Origin of the sequence: Cryobacterium sp. SO1 (assembly GCF_004210215.2) — a bacterium.
In the GTDB taxonomy this organism is placed as follows: domain Bacteria; phylum Actinomycetota; class Actinomycetes; order Actinomycetales; family Microbacteriaceae; genus Cryobacterium.
On sequence record NZ_CP067394.1, the window covers coordinates 2,010,755 to 2,032,751 of the forward strand.

22 protein-coding genes are annotated in these 21,997 nt (G+C 66.4%); 10 read left to right on the forward strand and 12 right to left on the reverse strand.

Annotation, left to right across the window (positions count from 1 at the left end):
• Window position 1 precedes the first annotated feature (1 nt).
• The 3 genes from BJQ95_RS09465 to BJQ95_RS09475 are packed head-to-tail and all read left to right on the forward strand — an operon-like array spanning window position 2 to window position 1,466.
• Entirely contained in the window at window positions 2-400 is a 399-nt protein-coding gene (locus tag BJQ95_RS09465; RefSeq protein ID WP_240694717.1) for a DUF3099 domain-containing protein, read from the forward strand.
• Window positions 397-627: a hypothetical protein gene (locus BJQ95_RS09470; protein ID WP_130177467.1), complete on the forward strand. Its 231-nt coding sequence runs from the start codon at window positions 397-399 to the stop codon at window positions 625-627. The genes BJQ95_RS09465 and BJQ95_RS09470 overlap by 4 nt, the downstream gene beginning before the upstream one ends.
• A complete protein-coding gene (locus BJQ95_RS09475; RefSeq protein ID WP_256041602.1) occupies window positions 624-1,466 on the forward strand; it encodes an SURF1 family protein in 843 nt (280 codons plus the stop codon). The genes BJQ95_RS09470 and BJQ95_RS09475 overlap by 4 nt, the downstream gene beginning before the upstream one ends.
• Before the next feature lie 87 nt (window positions 1,467-1,553).
• Here the strand turns inward: BJQ95_RS09475 and BJQ95_RS09480 are convergent, their stop codons facing one another.
• The 7 genes from BJQ95_RS09480 to sufB form a co-directional block, all read right to left on the reverse strand.
• Entirely contained in the window at window positions 1,554-3,152 is a 1,599-nt protein-coding gene (locus BJQ95_RS09480; protein WP_130177545.1) for an ABC-F family ATP-binding cassette domain-containing protein, read from the reverse strand.
• A 117-nt stretch (window positions 3,153-3,269) separates the two neighbouring features.
• Window positions 3,270-3,920: a TetR/AcrR family transcriptional regulator gene (locus tag BJQ95_RS09485; protein WP_130177466.1), complete on the reverse strand. Its 651-nt coding sequence runs from the start codon at window positions 3,918-3,920 to the stop codon at window positions 3,270-3,272.
• Between the two features lie 159 nt (window positions 3,921-4,079).
• Window positions 4,080-4,409, reverse strand: coding sequence for a metal-sulfur cluster assembly factor (locus BJQ95_RS09490; protein WP_130177465.1), 330 nt, complete (start codon window positions 4,407-4,409; stop codon window positions 4,080-4,082).
• A gap of 4 nt (window positions 4,410-4,413) precedes the next feature.
• Window positions 4,414-5,178, reverse strand: a complete 765-nt coding sequence (gene sufC / locus BJQ95_RS09495; RefSeq protein WP_130177464.1) for a Fe-S cluster assembly ATPase SufC — start codon at window positions 5,176-5,178, stop codon at window positions 4,414-4,416.
• 74 nt (window positions 5,179-5,252) lie between these two features.
• Window positions 5,253-5,579 (reverse strand): non-heme iron oxygenase ferredoxin subunit, encoded by a 327-nt coding sequence (locus BJQ95_RS09500; protein WP_130177463.1) that lies wholly within the window; start codon window positions 5,577-5,579, stop codon window positions 5,253-5,255.
• A gap of 2 nt (window positions 5,580-5,581) precedes the next feature.
• The gene (sufD, locus tag BJQ95_RS09505; protein ID WP_130177462.1) at window positions 5,582-6,805 is read right to left on the reverse strand and encodes a Fe-S cluster assembly protein SufD; all 1,224 of its coding nucleotides are present in this window, start codon (window positions 6,803-6,805) and stop codon (window positions 5,582-5,584) included.
• Complete coding sequence (sufB, locus tag BJQ95_RS09510) at window positions 6,806-8,224, reverse strand: Fe-S cluster assembly protein SufB (RefSeq protein ID WP_130177461.1); 1,419 nt, start codon at window positions 8,222-8,224, stop codon at window positions 6,806-6,808.
• Window positions 8,225-8,508: 284 nt separating this feature from the next.
• Here sufB and BJQ95_RS09515 point away from each other — a divergent pair, with 284 nt between their 5' ends.
• Entirely contained in the window at window positions 8,509-9,450 is a 942-nt protein-coding gene (locus BJQ95_RS09515) for a heme A synthase (RefSeq protein ID WP_130177460.1), read from the forward strand.
• Between the two features lie 193 nt (window positions 9,451-9,643).
• On the opposite strand, the gene BJQ95_RS09520 is transcribed toward BJQ95_RS09515, so the two are convergent.
• The gene (locus tag BJQ95_RS09520; RefSeq protein WP_130177459.1) at window positions 9,644-10,594 is read right to left on the reverse strand and encodes a heme o synthase; all 951 of its coding nucleotides are present in this window, start codon (window positions 10,592-10,594) and stop codon (window positions 9,644-9,646) included.
• Window positions 10,595-10,856: 262 nt separating this feature from the next.
• Here BJQ95_RS09520 and tkt point away from each other — a divergent pair, with 262 nt between their 5' ends.
• The 6 genes from tkt to pgl are packed head-to-tail and all read left to right on the forward strand — an operon-like array spanning window position 10,857 to window position 19,020.
• A complete protein-coding gene (tkt, locus tag BJQ95_RS09525; RefSeq protein WP_130177458.1) occupies window positions 10,857-12,950 on the forward strand; it encodes a transketolase in 2,094 nt (697 codons plus the stop codon).
• A gap of 43 nt (window positions 12,951-12,993) precedes the next feature.
• Complete coding sequence (tal, locus tag BJQ95_RS09530; RefSeq protein WP_130177457.1) at window positions 12,994-14,106, forward strand: transaldolase; 1,113 nt, start codon at window positions 12,994-12,996, stop codon at window positions 14,104-14,106.
• Window positions 14,103-15,710 (forward strand): glucose-6-phosphate isomerase, encoded by a 1,608-nt coding sequence (locus BJQ95_RS09535; RefSeq protein ID WP_130177456.1) that lies wholly within the window; start codon window positions 14,103-14,105, stop codon window positions 15,708-15,710. The genes tal and BJQ95_RS09535 overlap by 4 nt, the downstream gene beginning before the upstream one ends.
• A gap of 45 nt (window positions 15,711-15,755) precedes the next feature.
• Window positions 15,756-17,297, forward strand: a complete 1,542-nt coding sequence (gene zwf / locus BJQ95_RS09540) for a glucose-6-phosphate dehydrogenase (protein ID WP_130177455.1) — start codon at window positions 15,756-15,758, stop codon at window positions 17,295-17,297.
• Entirely contained in the window at window positions 17,294-18,253 is a 960-nt protein-coding gene (locus BJQ95_RS09545; RefSeq protein WP_130177454.1) for a glucose-6-phosphate dehydrogenase assembly protein OpcA, read from the forward strand. Before zwf ends, BJQ95_RS09545 begins: the two co-directional genes overlap by 4 nt.
• On the forward strand, window positions 18,250-19,020 hold the full coding sequence (pgl, locus tag BJQ95_RS09550; RefSeq protein ID WP_130177453.1) for a 6-phosphogluconolactonase: 771 nt from the start codon (window positions 18,250-18,252) through the stop codon (window positions 19,018-19,020). Before BJQ95_RS09545 ends, pgl begins: the two co-directional genes overlap by 4 nt.
• Before the next feature lie 111 nt (window positions 19,021-19,131).
• Here pgl and BJQ95_RS09555 read toward each other — a convergent pair whose 3' ends face one another.
• The 4 genes from BJQ95_RS09555 to pgk all read right to left on the reverse strand — a co-directional run bounded on the left by BJQ95_RS09555 (window position 19,132) and on the right by pgk (window position 21,997).
• Window positions 19,132-19,500 carry an RNA polymerase-binding protein RbpA gene (locus BJQ95_RS09555; RefSeq protein WP_066595496.1) on the reverse strand — a complete coding sequence of 123 codons (369 nt, stop codon included), beginning with the start codon at window positions 19,498-19,500 and terminating at the stop codon, window positions 19,132-19,134.
• A 133-nt stretch (window positions 19,501-19,633) separates the two neighbouring features.
• Entirely contained in the window at window positions 19,634-19,885 is a 252-nt protein-coding gene (gene secG, locus BJQ95_RS09560) for a preprotein translocase subunit SecG (RefSeq protein WP_130177452.1), read from the reverse strand.
• Window positions 19,886-20,000: 115 nt separating this feature from the next.
• The gene (gene tpiA / locus BJQ95_RS09565; RefSeq protein WP_130177451.1) at window positions 20,001-20,792 is read right to left on the reverse strand and encodes a triose-phosphate isomerase; all 792 of its coding nucleotides are present in this window, start codon (window positions 20,790-20,792) and stop codon (window positions 20,001-20,003) included.
• Window positions 20,783-21,997, reverse strand: coding sequence for a phosphoglycerate kinase (gene pgk, locus BJQ95_RS09570; RefSeq protein ID WP_130177450.1), 1,215 nt, complete (start codon window positions 21,995-21,997; stop codon window positions 20,783-20,785). The genes tpiA and pgk overlap by 10 nt, the downstream gene beginning before the upstream one ends.

The window sequence follows — 21,997 nt, forward strand, 5'->3', positions numbered from 1 at the left end:
GGTGCGATCCTCACCGGCAGTCGAAGCGATGGGCATGATGAAGCAGCAGCAGTCGATCACGACGCTCCCTCTGTCACCGGACGAGGAGCGGCGACGCCGCATGATCAAGTACACAGTGACCATGGGCATCCGTATGGTCTGCATCGTTCTGATGCTGTTCGTGCAGGGCTGGTGGCTGCTGGTCTGCGCGCTGGGGGCAATCCTGCTGCCCTACTTCGCGGTGATCGCCGCGAACGTGCACACCGACCAGCGGTCCCAGGCCGTCCTGCGCCCCGGCGCCATGGCGCTGCTCCCCCGCCAGGATGACCCGCGCTCCTATGGCGCACGGCCCGATGGCGCACGGAGGGATGGGACGCCCCCCGATGACACTCGACCCGTAGATCGCGAGGACCCGCGGTGATCGGCTTCGGTGCCGCTCCGGAAACAACCAGCTGTTCACGCGCGGGCTGCCAGGAAACGGCCGGCTGGCGGTTGGACTGGCGCAACCCGCGCATCCACACCGAGGACCGGGTCAAGACCTGGCTGGCCTGTGATGAGCATGTCGAGTTCCTGCGCCAGTTCCTGTTGACCCGCGATTTCCCACTGCGGGTGAGCCCGCTGGCGGTTGACGTGACGGAGGGCGCATGACCGGCTGGCGGTTCCTGCTCTCCAGGCAATGGGCGGGCTACCTCGCACTCACGATCATCTTCGCGGTGGTCTGCTCGGGGTTGGGCATGTGGCAGCTTGCCCGGCGTGCGGAGGCTCAGGCCGAGATCAGCCGGGTGGAGGCGAATTTCGACGCCGAGGGGATACCGATCACCGACGCACTGCCCACGCTGGAGTCCTTCGATGAATCCCAAAAGTGGTTGCCCGTCGAGGTGACAGGCACCTACCTCAGGGACGAGGAACTCCTGGTGCGCAACCGTCCGTTGAACATCAACCCCGGCTTCGAGGTACTCACTCCCCTGCTGCTGACCAACGGCGACGTTTTCATCGTCAACCGGGGATGGGTGCCCACCGGCGACGACCAGAATGCTCCCGACGCCGTGCCGTCGGCCCCGGCCGGGGAGGTCACCGTGATCGCCCGGCTCAAGCAGGGGGAACCGTCCCTGGCCGGCCGCAGCGCCACCGGGAACCAGATCGCCACGATCAACCTGACCGAGATCGCCGAGCGACTCGGCTCCGACACGTACACGGGCGCATACGGCCTGATGAAGTCTGAAGACCCAGGGCCCACCGACCGGCCGACCGCCGTCACCCGGCCCGTGCGCGATGAAGGCCCGCACCTGTCCTACGCCTTCCAGTGGTTCGTGTTCGCTCTCATGGCCTTCATCGGCCTCGGCTGGGCGGCCAGGCAGGAGTACCGCACCGTGAACGCAGAAGACCCCGAAGAACAGGACAGGGCCGCCGAGCGGGCGCGTCGTCAGGCAGCCAAGCCCCGCAGCGATTCCGACATCGAGGACGAGCTGATGGATCAGCACTCCTGATCCCGGGCACAAGGAACCCGCCGGTCCACTGGACCGGCGGGTTCGTTGTTGTGCGTGAATCAGGCCAGGGTGATCAGGCCAGTGCGATCAGGCCAGGGTGATCAGGTCCAGGTAGTCCTTGTTCCAGTGGTCCTCGGTGCCGTCGGGCATGATCAGCACCCGCTCGGGGTTGAGCGCCTCGACGGCGCCCTCATCGTGGCTGACCAGAACCACGGCGCCGGTGAAGTGCGCCAGGGCGTCGAGGATCTCTTCACGGCTGGCTGGGTCCAGGTTGTTGGTCGGTTCGTCGAGCAGCAGCACGTTGGCTCCGGAGACCACGATCATGGCCAGGGCCAGACGGGTCTTCTCGCCGCCGGAGAGGACCCCGGCGGGCTTGTGCGAGTCATCGCCGGTGAACAGGAACGAACCGAGCACCCGGCGGGCCTCCATCTCGGTGATGTTCGGCGAGGAGGAGATCATGTTCTGCAGCACGCTGCGCTTCACGTCGATGGTCTCGTGCTCCTGGGCGAAGTAGCCGATCCGCAGGCCGTGACCGGCCACGATCTCGCCGGTGTCCGGCTTGTCGACGCCGGCCAGCATCCGCAGCAGGGTGGTCTTTCCCGCACCGTTGAGGCCCAGGATGACGACCTTTGAGCCCCGGTCGATGGCGAGGTCGACGGCGGCGAAGATCTCCAACGAGCCATAGCTCTTGGACAGGTCGCTGGCCATCAGCGGTGTGCGGCCGCACGGGGCGGGCTCGGGGAAGCGCAGCTTGGCGACCCGGTCGACCGCTCGCACGGCGTCCAGGCCGGACAGGAGCTTCTCGGCCCTGGCGACCATCTGGTGCGCGGCCGCGGCCTTGCTGGCCTTCGCGCCGAATTTGGCGGCCTGCAGCTGCAGGGTGGACGCCTTCTTCTCTGCGTTGGCGCGTTCCTTCTTACGACGGTCCGCGTCGGCCACGCGCTGGCGCTGGTAGTTCTTCCAGTTCATGTTGTAGATGTCGATGACCATCCGGTTGGCATCGAGGTAGAACACCCGGTTGACCGTGTCTCCGACGAGTTCGATGTCGTGGCTGATGATGATGCAGCCGCCGCGGTAGTTCTTCACGAACTCGCGCAGCCACACCACCGAGTCGGCGTCCAGGTGGTTGGTGGGCTCGTCGAGGATCATCGTCTCGGCCGCGGAGAAGAGAATGCGGGCCAGCTCGATGCGGCGGCGCTGGCCACCGGAGAGGGTGCGCAACGGCTGGTCGAGGATCCGGTCCGGCAGGTTCAGGTTGCTCGCGATCGACGCGGCCTCTGCCTCGGCGGCGTACCCGCCGAGCGCATTGAACTCGTCGGTCAGCGTGCCGTAGCGCTTCATGGCCCGTTCGCTGGTCTTGCTATCGCTGCTGCCCATCTCGATGCCGGCCTGGGTGAGGCCGAGCGAGATGGTGCCGAGGCCGCGGGCATCCAGGATGCGGGTGCGGGCCAGCATGTCGGGGTCGCCGGAGCGCGGGTCCTGCGGCAGGTAGCCGATCTCGCCGGACTTCTCGATCTTGCCCTTGGTCGGCATCGTCTCGCCCGCCAGGGTCTTCGTCAGCGTCGTCTTGCCGGCACCGTTACGGCCGACCAGGCCGATCTTGTCGCCGGCGGACACCCGGAAGTTGACGTCCTCCATGAGCACGCGCGCCCCAACTCGGATTTCGAGATCTTGCACACTGAGCACAGCAATAGTCCATTCGAGGGAGTCGTGGGAGGCGGCCGAACGTGGCCAATTCACCAGTATATTTGCTCGCGCGCGGTTTCTGGTCCGATCTGGCCGAAGAGGCCCGGCCGGAGCGGGTTACCGCACCGGAAACCGGCCGGTCGGCAGCACTCCCGGCAGCGCGGATCGCAGCCACGCCGTGTAGGCCTCCCGGGACCAGCCGAGCCCGACCACCAGGGTGTGGAAGACCTGCGGGTGGCCGAGGGCCCAGATGGACGTCGCCGCCTCGTGGTCGCTCAGCCCGGGCCGCAGGCCCAGCTGTGACCGGAGAGCGCCGACGGCTTCTGCGTAGGTGTGCAGGCTGCGGGCGGCCATGGTCACTTCGAGCTCTCGGATCTCCGGGTCGGTCCCTGCCGCCTCGTTCACGACGCGATGCAGGGGCGCCGCCCGCTCGTTGTCAGCGGCGATCCAGGTCGCCAGGGCGCCCACGGCAGCGGCCGGTGTTGTCGCTCCGGTGATCCCAGCGGCGAGCTCGGCCACGGAGAGCCCTGAGTTCCGTGCCTGGCTGTTGGCGGTGGCGAGCACGGCGGCGAGCACATCCACCTTCGATCCCACGGTGTTGTAGATGGTCTGCACGGCCACGCCACCGCGCTCGGCGATGGCGGCGATCGATGTGCCGACGTAGCCGTGCTCACGCATCAGTTCGGAGGCGGCCTGGACGATGTCGCCCCGGGTGCCCATGGTCTGGATGTCTCGCCGGATCTGGCTGCGAGTGCGTGGGGTGTCCATGCTTATAGAATACTCTTCCAATTAATAGCATGTTGTTCTAAACGGGGGTCGGCGCCGGTCCTCACCCGCTGATGCGGGGTAGACCGGGCTAAAACAGACCGCGCCGGGTGACGGATGCGTGGGCATCCGTCCCGGCGCGGGACTGGCTCGTGGTTCGGCTCACATCGCGAAGCCGAGGGCTCGCATCATGTCGCGGCCGTCGTCGGTGATCTTCTCCGGGCCCCACGGGGGCATCCAGACCCAGTTGATCCTGAACTGGTCGACGACCCCGTCCAGCGCTTCAGCGGTCTGTTCCTCGAGCACATCGGTGAGCGGGCAGCCTGCCGAGGTGAGGGTCATGTGGATGATCAGGGCGTCGTTCTCGTCGTCCCAACCGAGGTCATAGATGAGCCCCAGGTCCACGACGTTGATGCCGAGTTCCGGGTCCATGACGTCCTTCAGCGCCTCTTCGATCTCGTCGAAGCGCGCCGGGGTGAGTGTCGAAACCATGGCTCTAGCCTACGGGCGTCTCGGCCAGGAAGCGATCATAACCTTCGTCTTCCAGGCGGTCGGCGAGCTCGGGTCCGCCCTGTTCGGCGATGCGTCCGTCGACGAAGACGTGCACGAAGTCCGGCTTGATGTAGCGCAGGATGCGGGTGTAGTGGGTGATCAGAAGCAGGCCGAGGCCGGTGTTCTCCTTGGCCCGGTTGACACCCTCGGAGACGATCTTCAGGGCGTCGACGTCGAGTCCGGAGTCGGTCTCGTCGAGAACGGCGAACCTGGGCTTGAGCAGTTCGAGCTGCAGGATCTCGTTGCGCTTCTTCTCGCCACCGGAGAAGCCCTCGTTGACGTTGCGCTCGGCGAAGCTCTTGTCCATCCGGAGCCTGACCATCGACTCGCGTACGTCCTTGATCCAGTGGCGAATGGCCGGAGCTTCGCCGTCGATCGCGGTCTTGGCCGTGCGCAGGAAGTTGGTCACCGTGACACCGGGGATCTCGACCGGGTACTGCATGGCGAGGAAGAGTCCGGCGCGGGCGCGCTCGTCCACGGTCATCGTCAGGACCTCTGCGCCGTCGAGCAGGATGGAGCCGCTGTCGACGTGGTACTTCGGGTGCCCGGCGATCGTGTACGCCAGGGTGGACTTGCCGGAGCCGTTCGGACCCATGATCGCGTGGATCTCACCCTCGTTGATGGTGAGGTCGACGCCGCGCAGGATCTGCTTGGTGCCCTGGTCGGTCTCGACGCTGACGTGCAGGTCTTTGATCTCAAGAACAGACATTATTCGGTATCTCTTTCGTTGTCCGCGTGCGGCGGGCTTTCAGTATGTGGGGCGCGGCCCGGAGGCCGAGCGCGTCAAACGGCGATGGTGACCAGCGGATCGATGAACACGTCGCCGTCGATCAGGTCGACCTGGTAGACGGGGACCGGTTCGTACGCCGGGAGGGTCAGCGGGCGGCCGGTCTTGAGGGAGAACTTGGAGCCGTGCGCCCAGCATTCCAGGGTGTCGCCTTCGACGAAACCCTCGGACAGCGAGATGTCGCCGTGGGTGCAGGTGTCACCGATGGCGAAAACCGCGCCGTTCGAGTCGCGGACGACGGCGATGTTCACGCCGCCGATCTCGACCTTGATGGCCTCGTTGGGTTCGAGGTCGTCGAGCGCACAAATCTTGGTCGATGCCATGTTCAGTTGCCTTCTGTTCCGCGGAGTTCGTCTTCGATGGCGCCCTGCAGGCGTTCTTCGAGCGGCGACGAGCCGATGTGTTGCACGATCTCGCTGAGGAACCCGCGAACCACGAGGCGACGTGCCTCGACCTCACCGATGCCGCGGGACTGCAGGTAGAACAGCTGCTCGTCGTCGAAGCGTCCCGTCGCGCTGGCGTGGCCGGCGCCCAGGATGTCGCCGGTCTCGATTTCGAGGTTCGGGATCGAGTCGGCGCGGGTGCCCTCGGTCAGGACCAGGTTGCGGTTCTGCTCGTAGCTGTCGGTTCCCGGTGCGGTGCGACCGATCAGCACGTCGCCGATCCAGACCGTGCGCGCGCCGGCGCCTTGGAGTGCGCCCTTGTAGTTGACCCGGCTGCGGCTGTTCGGGGCGTCGTGGTTGACGTAGACCTGCTGCTCCAGGTGCTGGCCGGCATCGGCGAAGTAGAGCCCGTACAGCTCGGTGTCGCTGCCCTGGCCGGCCAGCTGCACCGACGGGTTGACCCGAACGATGCCGCCGCCGAGGGAGACCACGACGTGCTTGAGGCGCGCGTCGCGTCCGATGGTGGCGAAGTGGTTGGCCAGTTGGACGGCGTCGGCGTTCCACTCCTGCACGGTGACCACGGTGAGGTTGGCCGATTCGCCCACGATGATTTCGATGTTCTCTGAGATCCGGGCGTCACCGGTGTTCTGCAGGATCACCACGGCCTGGCTGAACGGTTTGGCCTCGATCACGGTGTGGGCGGCGCGCGGAGCCGAGCCGAGGTTCGCCCGGGTGAGCGTGATCTCCTTGGCTTCTTCTCCGGTCACGGTGATGGCGAGGGCCTTCTCGAAGGCGCTCCAGGCGTTGGCGGCGGCGCGCTCTTCCGGCGCACCGGCGCTGCCGATGCGGGGGTCAGAGCGCTCGACCCAGGAGACGTCGACGTCGGGGTGCGGCGTCCGGTCGATCTGGTAGACCGAGCCGTCGAGGACGCCGGCGGTGAGGTCGGTGAACTTGGCCACGGGTGAGAGTTTCCAGACCGCTTCCCTGCCGGTGACGGCGGGGAAGTCGGCCACGTCGAAGCTCTTGAACCTGGCGGACCGGGTCTGCACGGGGACGAAGCCGAAGCGTCCGTCGGAGTGTTCCTTGATGCCGTGTTGTTCGGCCGTGGGCAGGGCTTCGGACGATGATGCGGAGGTGGGTGCTGTTGAAGTCGAGGCGGCGGACATTTAGCCGACGGATCCTTCCATGCCCATTTCAATGAGCTTGTTGAGTTCGAGGGCGTACTCCATCGGGAGCTCCCTGGCGATGGGTTCGATGAACCCGCGCACGATCATGGCCATGGCCTCGTCCTCGGGCATGCCGCGGCTCATCAGGTAGAAGAGCTGCTCTTCGCTGACCCGCGACACGGTGGCCTCGTGGCCGAGCTGCACGTCGTCGACACGGATGTCGATGGCCGGGTAGGTGTCGGAGCGCGACTGGGTATCAACGAGCAGGGCATCGCAGCGCACGGTGTTCGCGGAGTGGTGGGCGGTGGCATCCACCCGCACCTCGCCGCGGTAGCCGGCACGCCCGCCGCCGCGGGCGATCGACTTGGAGACGATCGAGGACTGGGTGTACGGGGCCATGTGGATCATCTTGGCGCCGGCATCCTGGTGCTGACCGGGGCCGGCGAAGGCGACGGAGAGGGTCTCGCCCTTGGCGTGCTCGCCCATCAGGTAAATGGACGGGTACTTCATGGTGACCTTTGAACCGATGTTGCCGTCGATCCACTCCATGGTGGCGCCCTCGGCGGCCGTGGCGCGCTTGGTGACCAGGTTGTAGACGTTGTTCGACCAGTTCTGGATCGTCGTGTAGCGAACGCGGGCGTTCTTCTTCACGATGATCTCCACCACGGCGGAGTGCAGCGAGTCCGACTTGTAGATCGGCGCGGTGCAGCCCTCGATGTAGTGCACGTAGCTGCCCTCATCGGCGATGATCAGCGTGCGCTCGAACTGACCCATGTTCTCGGTGTTGATCCGGAAATAGGCCTGCAGCGGAATCTCGACGTGCACGCCGGGCGGCACGTAGACGAACGAGCCGCCGGACCAGACCGAGGTGTTCAGCGCGGCGAACTTGTTGTCGCCGGACGGGATCACGCTGCCGAAGTACTCCTCGAAGAACTCCGGGTGCTCCTTGAGCGCCGTGTCGGTGTCCATGAAGATGACGCCCTGGGCTTCGAGTTCCTCGTTGATCTGGTGGTAGACCACCTCGGACTCGTACTGGGCGGCGACGCCGGAGACGAGGCGCTGACGCTCCGCCTCGGGGATGCCCAGCTTCTCGTAGGTGTTCTTGATGTCGTCCGGCAGGTCTTCCCAGGTCTGGGCCTGCTTCTCCGTGGAGCGGACGAAGTACTTGATGTTGTCGAAGTCGATCTCCGACAGGTCGGCGCCCCAGGTCGGCATGGGCTTGCGCTCGAAGAGCGCCAACGCCTTCAGGCGGCGCTCCAGCATCCAGGCCGGTTCCTTTTTCAGGTTCGAGATGTCCGTGACGACCTCGGGTGAAATGCCGCGTCGGGCGGAGGCTCCAGCGGCGTCGGAATCGGACCAGCCGAATTCGTACACCCCCAGCCCCTCGAGCTCGGGTCGGTCCAGTAGAACGTCAGACATCTTTACCTCTTCTCCTACCCACATCAACCCGGATATCAGTCCGGTCATTCCCGTACCGGGCTGCGGCCGACCATTCGGTCGGACGTGCAACCCGCTGCGCGCGTGAGTTGTGTGGATGGCTACGTTGCGTACCTAAGATGAATAAGGGCCTCTTGCGCCGCGACCTGAGAACAGTCGTCGAACACACGGAGCCCGTGAAACACTTAATTCTACAGGTTAGTGATGTTATTAGTAATGCGACCCGGCGTATTCACATACGCGCGCACCAGCAGGAAGCAGAACCCGTGAAACGGATTATCCAGTGGTTGCCCACGCAGGTGGACCGTCGGCTGAGAGTGCTCGGCTGGGTGTACCTGGCCGCCCAGATCTTCCTCGTCGGCACCGGCGGGCTTGTGCGGCTCACCAGTTCGGGTCTCGGCTGCCCCACCTGGCCCAAGTGCACCGCGGACTCCCTGGTGAATACGCCGGAGATGGGCATCCACGGTGTCATCGAGTTCGGCAACCGGCTGCTCGGGGTTCTGCTCGGCCTGGTCGCCATCGCCGCGTTCGTCGCGGTGCTGCGGATGCGCAAGAGCCGCCCGGACCTGTTCAGGCTGACCCTGCTGGCCGGCCTGGGCATCCCGGCCCAGGCGGTGATCGGCGGCATCAGCGTGCTGACCCAGCTGAACCCCTACGTCGTGGGCCTGCACTTCGTGATCTCCGTCGGCCTGGTGGGCCTCTGCACGGCCTTCATCTACCGGCTGTACACCGTGCCGGGTCCGCGGGCACGGGTGGTGCCGCTCTGGTTCCTCATCGTCACCCACCTCACGACCTTCGCCGTCGCCGTCACCATCGCCGTCGGGATCCTGACCACGGGGTCCGGCCCGCACGCCGGCGACGCCGACGCGCCCCGGAACGGTCTGGACTCCGAGTTCCTGCAGCATGTGCACAGCTGGCCCGCCTACCTGACCGTGGCCCTGACCCTGGTGCTGCTCATCGGCGCGGTATCGCTGCGCCTGCCGGTGCGCCGCTGGGTGCTGCTGCTGCTGGCCGTGGAGGTCGCGCAGACCGCGGTCGGCCTGGTCCAGGCCAACCTGGGCCTGCCCGCCGTGCTCGTCGGCATCCACATGGTGCTCGCCTGCGTGCTCGCGTCGGTCATGACCGCCGTGATCCTGAACCTGAAGCAGCCCGTTGCCGTGGCCGCTCCCCCGGCCCCACGGACCACCGCGGACTCCGTCACGCGCTGACCGGCGCCACTGGCGAGCGCTCCCCGGATCCTCGGCGGACTCGTGGGCACCCCCGCGAGAGCGGTGAAACGGTCACCTCAGCGTGCTCGAAGCAGCCACACCCCCGCTTTCGCGGTAAGCGTATTCGGGGAGGGCGCGGGGCCGGGCCAGGCGCGGAGCGCGGGCTAGCCGGAGTGACTAGGCGGAGTGAGGGCTAGAAGGGCAGCAGCGGGTCGACGCCCACGGCGACGAAAACCAGGGTGAGGTACGCGATCGAGCCGTGGAACACCCGCATCGGCGACACCTTCTCGTGGCGGATGGTCAAGTTGTAGAGACGGTGGGTCTCAAAGATGAACCAGGCGCCCGACGCGGACGCGACGACCGTGTAGACGATGCCCATGCCGGCGATGGGAATCAGCAGCAACGAGCAGGCGACGGTGGCCCAGGCGTACAGGATGACCTGCAGGCCGACCTGGGCGCGACCGCGCACCACGGCAAGCATGGGCACGCCGGCGGCCTGGTAGTCGTCCCGGTACTTCATCGACAGCGGCCAGTAGTGCGGCGGGGTCCAGAGGAAGATGATCAGGAACAGGATGAACGGGGGCCAGGACAGGTCACCGGTCACGGCCGCCCAGCCGATCAGGACCGGCATGCAACCGGCCACCCCGCCCCAGACGATGTTCTGCGCCGTGCGGCGCTTGAGGATCATCGTGTAGAAGACGACGTAGAGCAGGATGGCGCCCAGCGACAGCGCTGCGGCGACCCAATTGGTGAACAGCCAGAGCCAGGCGATCGAGATGGCGCCGAGGACCCAGGCGAACACCAGGGCCTGACGGTCGGTGAGTTCGCCGGTGACCAGAGGTCGGCCCTGCGTGCGGTTCATCAGACGGTCGATGTCGCGGTCGAGGTAGCAGTTGAATGCACCGGCCGAACCGGCACTGAGCGCCCCGCCGATCAGGGTGGCGACAACCAGCCACAGGTCGGGCAGTCCTCCGGTGGCGAGGATCATCGTCGGGGCGGTCACGACGAGCAACAGTTCGACCACACGCGGCTTGGTCAGGGACAGGTAGGCCAGAAAAGTCCGCTTGTACCGCGCAACACGGTCCTGGGTCCCCCGTTCGCGGGGTTCCTGGTCCGTTTCGACTGTCTCTCGTGCGCTTCGCATATTGCCTTGATTCTAGATCATTCCCACACCTCTCAGTCCCGGCTCCCCGGTGCGACAGGGACGCAATCCCGGCGAAACGACGCCTGGAAGCCACGGTCCGTATACTGGAAATGCTCGCCAATCTAGGTGCACGCATCCCTGAGCGCCTGATCGAGGCCCTGTGCTGCACACCTGATGCCGATAACGAAGTCGGCGGGCATTCACTCTCCAGCGGCGCGGGTATAGCGTGCCGCCTTTTCGCAATTCAGAAGGGTCAGTTCACGTGGCAGCATTGCAGTGGGATTCCATCGACAACCGGGCGGTTGACACCGCGCGCATCCTGGCGGCCGACGCCGTCGAGAAGGTGGGAAACGGTCACCCTGGTACCGCCATGAGCCTCGCTCCGGCCGCGTACCTCCTGTTTCAGAAGGTGATGCGTCGCGATCCCGCTGACAACGAGTGGATCGGCCGTGACCGGTTCATCCTCTCGGTCGGCCACAGCTCCCTGACCCAGTACGTGCAGTTGTACCTCGGCGGCTACGGCCTCGAACTCGACGACCTCAAGGCCCTGCGCACCTGGGGCTCCAAGACCCCCGGCCACCCCGAGTACGGCCACACCGACGGCGTCGAGATCACCACCGGGCCGCTCGGCCAGGGCCTTGCCTCCGCCGTGGGCTTCGCCTATGCCTCCCGTTTCGAGCGTGGCCTGTTCGACCCCGAGGCCGACGCGGGCACCAGCCCGTTCGACCAGTTCGTGTACGTCATCGCCGGCGACGGCGACCTGCAGGAGGGCATCACCTCCGAGGCCTCCTCGCTCGCCGGACACCAGCAGCTCGGCAACCTGATCGCGATCTACGACTCGAACCAGATCTCGATCGAGGACGACACCAACATCGCCTTCACCGAGGATGTTGCCGCCCGGTACGACGCGTATCACTGGCACGTTCAGACCGTGGACTGGAAGAAGACCGGGGAGTACGTCGAAGACGTGGTCGCACTCAATGACGCCATCGAAGCGGCCAAGGCCGTCACCGACAAGCCGTCGCTGATCATCCTCAAGACCATCATCGGCTGGCCCAGCCCGAAGAAGCAGAACACCGGCAAGATTCACGGCTCCGCCCTTGGCGCCGAGGAACTCGCCGGCGTGAAAGAGATCCTCGGTTTCGACCCCGAGAAGACCTTCGAGGTCTCCGACGAGGTCATCACCCACACCCGCAAGGCGCTCGACCGAGGGGCCGAGCAACACGCCGAATGGAACGTGCGCTTCGACGCCTGGGCGACCGCGAACCCCGAGCGCAAGATCCTGCTGGACCGTATTCTCTCCGGAGACCTGCCGGACGGCGTCGAGGCCGCCCTGCCGGTCTTCCCCGCGGGCACCGAGGTCTCCACCCGCGCGTCGTCCGGCAAGGTGCTCAATGCGCTCGGCCCGGTCATCCCCGAGCTCTGGGGCGGCTCCGCCGACCTGGCCGAGTCGAACAACACCACGATCAACAACGCCGCGTCCTTCATCCCCAGCGAGCACTCCACCGGCGAGTGGACCGGTAACCCCTACGGTCGCGTCCTGCACTTCGGTATCCGAGAGCACGCGATGGCCGCGATCCTGAACGGCATCGTCCTGCACGGCAACACGCGCCCGTTCGGTGGTACCTTCCTGATCTTCAGCGACTACATGCGCCCGGCCGTTCGGCTTGCAGCGCTCATGAAGGCGCCGTCGATCTTCGTCTGGACCCACGACTCGGTCGCCCTCGGTGAGGACGGACCGACCCACCAGCCGATCGAGCAGCTTGCTGCGCTCCGTGCCATCCCCGGACTCGACGTGGTGCGCCCCGGTGACGCCAACGAGGTGTCCTGGGCCTGGAAGACGATCCTCGAGCGTCGCAACGGCCCGGCCGGCATCGTGCTGACCCGTCAGAACATTCCAGTGTTCGAGCGCGGTGAGGGCGACGCCAGCGGCGAGACCTTCGCCTCGGCCAGGAACGTCGCCAAGGGCGCATACGTGCTCGCCGAGGCCCCGAACGGCACGCCGGATGTGATCCTCATCGCCACCGGCTCCGAGGTCCAGCTGGCCGTGGCCGCCCGCGAAGCCCTCAAGGCGGATGGCGTCAACGCCCGCGTCGTGTCGGTGCCGAGCCTCGAGTGGTTCGAGGAGCAGTCCGCCGATTACCGTGAGGCAGTTCTACCCAGGGCGATCACCGCCCGGGTATCGGTTGAGGCCGGAATCGCGTTGACCTGGAACAAGTACGTCGGCGACCGCGGCCGCAGCGTCTCGATCGAGCACTTCGGTGCGTCGGCCGACTACAAGACCCTGTTCCGCGAATTCGGCATCACCACCGAGGCCGTCGTCGCCGCCGCCAAAGAATCCCTCGCCGCGCTCTAAGCGCGACACCAACAAGCGCAGCTCTCAAGGAGATTTGATTTTCATGACAGTAACAACCCCCACCGCCGCCCTGTCCGCCGCGGGCGTCAGCATCTGGCTCGACGACCTGTCCCGTCAGCGCATCCAGTCCGGCGGGCTGAAGACCCTCATCGCAGAGAAGAACGTCGTCGGCGTCACCACCAACCCGACGATCTTCGCCGGAGCGCTCAGCAAGGGCGAGGCCTACGCCTCCCAGGTGGCCACGCTGGCCGCCGCCGGAACCAACGTCACCGACGCTGTCTTCGAGATCACCACCGACGACGTCGCCGCAGCCTGCGACATCTTCCGCCCGATCTACGACACCACCAACGGTTTTGACGGCCGTGTCTCGATCGAGGTCGAGCCCGGTTTCGCCCACGACGCCGAGAAGACCCTCGCCCAGGCCCAGCAGCTGTGGAACAAGGTCAACCGCCCCAACGCGATGATCAAGATCCCGGCAACAGTCGAGGGCCTGGACGCGATCACCGAGACCATCGCTCTGGGCATCAGTGTGAACGTCACCCTGATCTTCAGCCTCGAGCGGTACCGCGCGGTCATCAACGCGTACCTCAGCGGCCTTGAGAAGGCCAAGGCGGCGGGCATCGACCTGTCGACGATCCACTCGGTGGCGTCCTTCTTCGTGTCGCGTGTCGACACGGAGATCGACAAGCGTCTCGTGGCCGTCGGCACCGACGAAGCCCTTGCCCTGCAGAGCAAGGCCGGCGTCGCCAACGCCCAGCTCGCCTACCAGGTCTTCGAGCAAGCCTTCACCTCCGAGCGCGCGGCGAGCCTGATCGCCGCCGGGGCCAACAAGCAGCGCCCGTTGTGGGCATCCACCGGTGTCAAGTCGGCCGACCTGCCCGACACCCTGTACGTGACCGAACTGGTTGCGCCCGAGGTTGTCAACACCATGCCGGAGAAGACCCTCGAGGCCACCTTCGACCACGGCGTGATCGTCGAAGGCGCCGTCACGGGTTCGTACGACGAGGCCAACGCTGTACTCGACGCGATCGCCGCCCAGGGCGTCTCCTACGACGACGTCACCCGAGTGCTCGAAGAGGAGGGCGTTTCGAAGTTCATCATCTCCTGGAACGAACTCCTGGACACGGTGACGGCTGCGCTCCAGTCGGCCAAGTGAGTTTCCAGATCTCGGTGAGCGGTGCGGCGGCGCAGGCCGTCCGCACCGTGGTCCCCACTCTGGTCGCCGACCTCGTTGCCACCGGCATCACGTCGCTCGACCCCGCACTGTGGGGCCCCGAGGCGGAGGTGGAGGCCCGTAAGCGCCTGGGCTGGACCGAGTCCGTGGTCACCTCCCGTCCCCTCGTCGCCGAGATCTACGCCCTGCGGGAGGACTTGCATGCGCGGGGCGTCACCCGCGTCGTTCTGGCCGGGATGGGCGGTTCGTCGCTCGCACCGGAGGTCATCGCGCGCACCAGCGGTGTCGAGCTGACGGTGCTCGACTCGACCGACCCCGGCCAGGTGCTGGCGGCCCTGGCCGACCGCCTCGAGTCGACCGCTCTGGTGGTGTCGTCGAAGTCTGGCGGCACAGTGGAGACCGACAGCCAGCGACGGGCGTTCGAACGCGCCTTCCGGGACAGCGGGATCGACCCGGTCGAGCGCATCATCGTGATCACCGACCCCGGCTCGCCGCTCGAGGCCTCGGCTATTCAGGCCGGCTACCGGGTGTTCACCGCCGACCCGACCGTGGGCGGCCGGTTCTCGGCGTTGACCGCGTTCGGTCTCGTGCCGTCCGGTCTGGCCGGGGCGGACATCGGAGCACTTCTGGACGAGGCCGACGCCGTCTCCCTGGCCCTGGCCCTCGACTCAGAGGACAACCCCGGGTTGATTCTCGGAGCGGCCATGGCGTCGACCACGCCGCGCCGGGACAAGCTGGCCATCGTCGCCGACGGCACCCACATCGTCGGTCTCGCCGACTGGGCCGAACAGCTCATCGCCGAATCGACGGGCAAGATCGGCACCGGCATCCTGCCCGTCGTGCTCGAGCGTGACGCGCCCGAGCTCGCCACGCCCCTGCCCGACCTGCAGATCGTGCGGGTTGTGGCGGATGCCGGCGGGGATGTTTTCGGCGACCACGACGGTGCCGACGAGATTCGTGTCAGTGGAACCCTCGGCGCCCAGTTCCTGGTCTGGGAGTACGCGACCGTCGTCGCGGGCCGGCTGCTCGGGATCAACCCCTTCGACCAGCCCGACGTCGAATCGGCCAAGATCGCCACCCGTGGCCTGCTCGACTCCCGCCCGGAGCCTGAGCCTGCCGCCTTCATCGCCGACGGCATCGAGGTCCGTGGCACGCCGCACGTGATCGGCGCAGCCAGCGACCTGGCCGGCGCCGTCGACGCACTGCTCGAAGAAATCGGCCCAGACGGGTATGTCGCCGTCCAGGCCTACGCCGACCGGTTGGCCCTCCCCCGGCTTGCCGAGCTCCGCGGACTGCTCGCGGCGCTCTCCAAGCGTCCGGTCACGTTTGGCTGGGGACCTCGGTTCCTGCACTCCACCGGCCAGTTCCACAAGGGTGGCACCCCCACCGGAGTGTTCCTGCAGATCCTCAGCACCCCGGCTGAGGACCTTGAGATCCCGGGCCGCCCGTTCACCTTCGGTGAGCTCATCCAGGCACAGGCCGTCGGCGATGCCAGCGTCCTCGCCGAGCACGGTCGCCCCGTCCTCACCCTCACGCTGACCGACCCGGCTGCGAACATCAATACCCTGTTCGCCGCAGTCCGCTAAGTCGCGTCCGTCGCCTCGTTTCCCTTTCATCCCCTAAGGAGCCGCATGTCCCCGGTGGAAATCACCCCGGAGTTCAATCCGTTGCGTTCACCCTCCGACTATCGCCTGAACCGGATCGCGGGGCCCTCCAGCCTCGTCATCTTCGGCGTAACCGGAGATTTGTCTCGGAAGAAACTCATGCCCGCGGTCTATGACCTAGCCAACCGCGGTCTGTTGCCGCCCGGTTTCGCACTCGTCGGGTTCGCCCGTCGGGACTGGGACAACCAGGACTTCATGCAGGTCGTGCACGACTCCGTCAAGGAGTACGCCCGCACCGAGTTCCATGAGGACGTCTGGGCCCAGCTCGCCGAGGGCATCCGGTTCGTGCCGGGCACCTTCGACGATGACGCCGCGTTCGAACTCCTCAAGGACACCATCGAGGAGCTTGACCGTGAACGCGGAACCATGGGCAACCATGCGTTCTACCTGTCGATCCCGCCCAAGGCCTTCCCCCAGGTCACCGAGCAGCTGCGGCGCTCGGGTCTCGCGGAGCAGAAGGACGGCCAGTGGCGCCGTGTCGTGATCGAGAAGCCGTTCGGCAGCGACCTGAAGACGGCCCGGGAGCTCAACGACGTCGTCGAGTCGGTCTTCCCGGCCGACTCGGTGTTCCGAATCGACCACTACCTGGGCAAAGAAACTGTGCAGAACATCCTGGCTCTGCGCTTCGCCAACCAGCTCTACGAACCGATCTGGAACGCCAACTACGTCGACCACGTGCAGATCACCATGGCCGAGGACATCGGCGTCGGCGGACGGGCCGGGTACTACGACGGTATCGGCGCCGCCCGTGATGTGATCCAGAACCACCTCCTGCAGCTCCTCGCGCTCACCGCCATGGAAGAGCCCATCTCCTTCGATGCGGCGGACCTCCGCACCGAGAAGGAGAAGGTGCTCGCCTCGGTGCGCCTGCCCGAAGACCTCGCCACGGGCACCGCCCGCGGCCAGTACGCCGGCGGCTGGCAGGGCGGCGAGAAGATCCTCGGCTTCCTCGAGGAAGACGGCATGAACCCGGAGTCACTCACCGAAACCTACGCGGCGCTGCGCCTGGAGATCGACACACGGCGCTGGTCCGGTGTGCCGTTCTACCTCCGCGCCGGCAAGCGCCTGGGCCGGCGGGTCACCGAGATCGCGGTGGTCTTCAAGCGTGCTCCCCAGTACCTGTTCGAAAAGAGCCAGACGGCCGCGCTGGGCGAGAACGCGCTGGTCATCAGGGTGCAGCCCGATGAGGGTGTCACGATCCGGTTCGGCTCCAAGGTGCCAGGTGTCGGCATGCAGGTACGCGATGTGACCATGGACTTCGGTTACGGCCACGCGTTCACCGAGGCAAGCCCCGAGGCCTACGAGCGTCTGATCCTGGACGTCCTGCTGGGCGACCCGCCCCTCTTCCCCCGCCATGAGGAGGTCGAGTTATCCTGGAAGATCCTCGACCCGATCGAAGAATTCTGGACCACCCAAGGCCAGCCGGAACAGTACCGACCCGGAACCTGGGGGCCCGCATCAGCCGACGAACTGCTGTCACGAGACGGCCGGAACTGGAGACGCCCATGATCGTCGATCTGCCGGACACCACCACCGCGAAGATCTCCAAGGCCCTCGTGCGCATCCGGGAGGAGGGCGGCGCTGTCGCCCTCGGCCGGGTGCTCACCCTCATCATCGCGGCCGAGCTCGGGCACGAAGAAGAGGCCATCGAAGCCGCCAATGACGCTTCTCGGGAACACCCGATGCGGGTCATCGTGCTCTCCACCCAGGCCGAGGGCACCGCCGCGCGGGACCCGAGGGTGGATGCCGAGATCCGGGTCGGCGGCGACGCCGGCGCGAGCGAGGTCATTGTGCTGCGCGCCTACGGTGACGCCGCCAGTGACCCGGAGAGCCTGGTGACCGGGCTGCTGCTGCCGGATGCCCCGGTGGTGGCCTGGTGGCCCGGCGAGTCGCCCGAGGTGCCTGCCGAGTCCCCGCTGGGCCGCATCGCCTACCGGCGGATCACCGACGCGTCGGCTCAGCCAGACCCCCAAGCCGCCCTCACCCGGATCTGCTCCACCTACCGGCCCGGCGACACCGACTTCGCCTGGACCAGGCTGACCCTGTGGCGCGCGCAGCTGGCCGCAGTGCTGGACCAGCCCCCTTATGAGCCCATCACTGCGGTGTCCGTCAGCGGTGCGCTTGACTCCCCCTCCACCACGCTGCTGGCCGCCTGGCTGCAGTTGCAGCTGCAGGTCCCGGTGGAGTACGAACTCACCTCGGGTCAGAACTCGAACGGTATCCGTGGTGTGCACCTGACGCGGGCCTCCGGAGTGATCTCCCTTGAACGGGAGGTTCCCGGCATCGCGACGCTCACCCAGTCGGGTCAGCCCGTGCAGGACCTGACGCTCAAGCGCCGCAGCCTGCGTGACTGCCTGAGCGACGAATTGCGCCGCCTCGACCCCGACGAACTGTACGGCGAGGTCATCACCCGTGGGCTCCCGCAACTGGCGGGTCCCACCGAAACGACCGGAGAACACTCATGACGCACGACAGGCGTGTCCTGGTCCACGACGACAAGGCGGCCCTCATCGCCTCCGTCGCGACCCGGTTCATCACCAAGATGGCCGACATTCTGCACGAGCAGGGCCACGCCCACGTGATCCTGACCGGTGGAACCGTCGGCACCGGTGTTCTCGAAGCGATCAACGTCTCCCCCGACCGTGACACGGTCGACTGGGCCAAGATCGACTTCTGGTGGGGCGACGAGCGCTGGGTTCCCCGCGCGCACGCCGACCGCAACGAGGTGCAGGCGCGCGCGGCACTGCTGGATCACATCGACATCCCTGCAGAGAATGTGCACTCGTTTCCAGCGTCGGATGAAGGCCTGGACATCGATGCTGCCGCTGACCGCTATGCGGCCGAGCTGAAGTCCCAGGCCGCACCGGATTCCCTGGTGCCGCAGTTCGATGTGACCTTCCTCGGTGTCGGTGCCGACGGCCACATCGCGTCGTTGTTCCCGCACCTGCAGGGCATCAGGGAAAACGACCTGACCGTCATCGCCGTGCTGAACTCGCCAAAACCGCCGCCGGAACGCCTGAGCCTCACCCGCTGGGTGCTCAACTCGTCCGAGCGGATCTGGCTCGTCGTCTCCGGCACGGACAAGGCTTCGGCCCTCGGCCTGGCCCTGGCCGGCGCGAGTCGTGACGAGGTGCCCGTCGCGGGCATCCGCGGGCGTCACTACACGGACTTCTTCGTCGACGGCGAGGCCGCCGCGGAGGTTCCGGAGAACCTGATCGCGTCGCCGCAGTAGTGTCGCCGCACTGACCTGACGCCGTTCACAGGCACGAAGAAGCGCATCGGTTCCTCGGAACCGATGCGCTTCTTCTGTTGCTGCGAGTGTGTTGGTGCGAGCGCGCCGTCGTTAGTTGGTGGCGCTGAGCTTGCCGCGACGCACCCGGAGCTGCTGGAGCGCCTCCTCCAGGAGGGACTCCGCTTCCTCTTCGGTGCGGCGTTCCTTCACGTACGCGAGGTGGGTCTTGTACGGTTCGAGCTTGACGACGGACGGCGGGTTCTCCTTGTCACGACCGGCGGGTAGACCCGACGACGGGCAGTCGATGGTGTCGGGGATCTCCTCGTCCGGCAGGTTCGCGGCAAAGTACCGAACAGTCTCATTCCCGAGGGCGTCCCAGTAGGACACGCGGATGCGATCGGCGTGGAAACCACGGTCCTGCTCGCCCATGGGGCCGGCTCCGACTCGCGAGCCGCGAATTGCGCTTCCACCAGATGCCATTGTGTTCCTCCGCTAATACTGTTCGGCTTGTTCGGGTTGTACTGCCGCGTCCAGGTCCCGCCGGGGGTGACCTGGTCGTCGCGGCCTGTGCGTCCGCCGGACCGCCCTCCCGGGCGCGCCGACTCGACTACGGCTAAGCGCCGGTATCGAATTTGGTGATCAGGCCCAGCACGACGATGCAGGAAATCCACAGCACGGCCAGGACGATGGTAATACGGTTGAGGTTCCGTTCGGCAACGCCGGACGCACCGAGATTCGAGGTGACGCCACCGCCGAACATGTCGGATAGACCCCCACCGCGCCCCTTGTGGAGCAAAATGAGCATGGTGAGCAGGAGGCTCGTGATGCCGAGCAAAACCTGCAATACAACCTGGAGAATCTCCACGCGAAACCTTTCACAAAACGATGGGCGCTAGAGCTCCACCAAGACCATTGGCAATTATAGCCTGACGGCAAACGAAACCCGCCGCACCCCCCTCAAGGGGTACGACGGGTACTCGTTACAGTCCGACGTGCTTCTGGAAGCGGACGATGCTGGAGAATTCGGTGATGTCCAGGCTCGCGCCTCCCACCAATGCTCCATCAACGTTCGGTTCCTTCATGAAACCGGCGATGTTGACGCCCTTGACCGAACCTCCGTAGAGGATGCGGGTCTTGTCGGCGACATCCTGGCCCAGAACCTCGGCCAGGGTCAGCCGCAGCTGAGCCGCGACCTGCTCGGCCTGGTCGGGCGTCGCCGCCTGGCCGGAGCCGATGGCCCAGACCGGCTCGTACGCCACAACGATGTCCGCTGCGTTCTCGACTCCGGCCAGCGCGGCCTTCAGCTGAGCGACCGGGACGGCGCTGGGGCCGTGCAGTTCCAGGTCCGCGGCACTTTCGCCGACGCAGATGATGGGAACCAGGTTGTGCTTCAACGCGGCGGTCACCTTGGCGGCGACAACCTCGTCGGTCTCGTTGTGCAGGGTGCGTCGCTCGGAGTGGCCGACGAGGACGTACTGGCATTCGAGCGCGGCCAGGAAAGCGGCCGAGATCTCACCGGTGTACGCGCCGGACTCCTGTGTGGAGACATCCTGTCCACCGTAGGCCAGGGGCAGCTTGTCGGCGCTCACCAGCGTCTGAACGCTGCGGAGATCGGTGAAGGGCGGGAACACGGCGACCTCGGTGGAGGTGAAGTCGTGTCCGGAGTCTTTGAGGCTCCACGCCAGCTTCTGCACGAAGGCGATGGCCTGGAGGTGGTCCAGGTTCATCTTCCAGTTTCCTGCAATCAGGGGAACACGCGTGTTTACTGCCATCCGAGGACCTCCAGTCCTGGCAGTCGCTTACCCTCGAGGAACTCGAGGCTGGCGCCACCGCCGGTAGAAATATGACCGAACTGGTCATCATTGAAACCGAGGATGCGCACTGCGGCGGCGGAGTCTCCTCCGCCGACGACGCTGAGCCCATTGACCTCGGTGAGTGCGGCGGCAACCGTGCGGGTGCCGTCAGCGAACGGTGCCAATTCGAACACGCCCATCGGGCCATTCCAGAACACGGTCTTCGACTCGCGGATGACCGCAGCGAATGCGGCTGCGGTGTCCGGTCCGATGTCTAGGCCCAGTCCGGCAGCGCCGAACGGGGTGTCCTCGATCTGATCGGCCGGTGTCGTGACGTACTCGGCGTCGGAACCGAACTTGGAGGCAACCACGATGTCGGTGGGCAGGACGATCTTCACGCCGAGACGGTCGGCCTCGGCGAGGTAGCCGCGAACGGTCTCGATCTGGTCGACCTCGAGCAGGCTGGCGCCAACCTTGTGGCCCTGGGCCGCGAGGAAGGTGAACAGCATGCCGCCGCCGATCAGGAGAGAGTTCACCCGCGGAAGCAGGTGTCCGATAACGCCCAGCTTGTCCGAGACCTTCGAGCCGCCGAGGATCACCGTGTACGGCGCCTCGGGCTTCTCGGTGAGGCGGTCGAGCACGTCGAGCTCAGTGGCGATGAGCAGACCGGCCGCGCTCGGCAGGATCTGAGCCAGGTCGAAGACGCTGGCCTGCTTGCGGTGGACGACACCGAAGCCATCGGAGACGAGGGCGTCGCCGAGGGTTGCGAGCTCGGTGGCGAAAGCAACCCGCTCCGCTTCGACCTTGCTGGTCTCCCCCGCGTTGAAGCGGAGGTTTTCCAGTACGACGATGTCGCCATCCGTCAGGGCCGCGACGGCGTCCTGGGCGGATTCGCCGACGGTGTCGGCGGCGAAGGCAACCGGGGAACCGATCAGTTCAGCCAGGCGGGCCGCAACCGGCTCGAGGCTGTACTTGAGGTTGACCTGGCCGTCAGGGCGCCCGAGGTGAGAAACGATCACCAGACGGGCACCCTGTTCGACCAAGGCCTTGAGGGTGGGCAGGGACGCCCGCACGCGGCCATCGTCGGTGATCTGACCGTCCTTCAACGGAACGTTCAGATCACACCGAACGATGACGCGCTTGCCGTGGAGCGATCCCAGCGATTCGATAGTGCGAAGCGTCAC

Bases quoted from the DNA above. Each gene is read 5' to 3' on its own strand.
- BJQ95_RS09475 (WP_256041602.1), top strand. From the start codon at position 624: ATGACCGGCTGGCGGTTCCTGCTCTCCAGGCAATGGGCGGGCTACCTC.
- tpiA (WP_130177451.1), bottom strand. From the start codon at position 20,792: ATGGCAGTAAACACGCGTGTTCCCCTGATTGCAGGAAACTGGAAGATG.
- sufD (WP_130177462.1), bottom strand. From the start codon at position 6,805: ATGTCCGCCGCCTCGACTTCAACAGCACCCACCTCCGCATCATCGTCC.
- sufC (WP_130177464.1), bottom strand. From the start codon at position 5,178: ATGTCTGTTCTTGAGATCAAAGACCTGCACGTCAGCGTCGAGACCGAC.
- pgl (WP_130177453.1), top strand. From the start codon at position 18,250: ATGACGCACGACAGGCGTGTCCTGGTCCACGACGACAAGGCGGCCCTC.
- BJQ95_RS09485 (WP_130177466.1), bottom strand. From the start codon at position 3,920: ATGGACACCCCACGCACTCGCAGCCAGATCCGGCGAGACATCCAGACC.
- BJQ95_RS09500 (WP_130177463.1), bottom strand. From the start codon at position 5,579: ATGGCATCGACCAAGATTTGTGCGCTCGACGACCTCGAACCCAACGAG.
- zwf (WP_130177455.1), top strand. From the start codon at position 15,756: ATGTCCCCGGTGGAAATCACCCCGGAGTTCAATCCGTTGCGTTCACCC.
- tal (WP_130177457.1), top strand. From the start codon at position 12,994: ATGACAGTAACAACCCCCACCGCCGCCCTGTCCGCCGCGGGCGTCAGC.
- BJQ95_RS09490 (WP_130177465.1), bottom strand. From the start codon at position 4,409: ATGGTTTCGACACTCACCCCGGCGCGCTTCGACGAGATCGAAGAGGCG.
- sufB (WP_130177461.1), bottom strand. From the start codon at position 8,224: ATGTCTGACGTTCTACTGGACCGACCCGAGCTCGAGGGGCTGGGGGTG.
- BJQ95_RS09520 (WP_130177459.1), bottom strand. From the start codon at position 10,594: ATGCGAAGCGCACGAGAGACAGTCGAAACGGACCAGGAACCCCGCGAA.
- BJQ95_RS09555 (WP_066595496.1), bottom strand. From the start codon at position 19,500: ATGGCATCTGGTGGAAGCGCAATTCGCGGCTCGCGAGTCGGAGCCGGC.
- BJQ95_RS09545 (WP_130177454.1), top strand. From the start codon at position 17,294: ATGATCGTCGATCTGCCGGACACCACCACCGCGAAGATCTCCAAGGCC.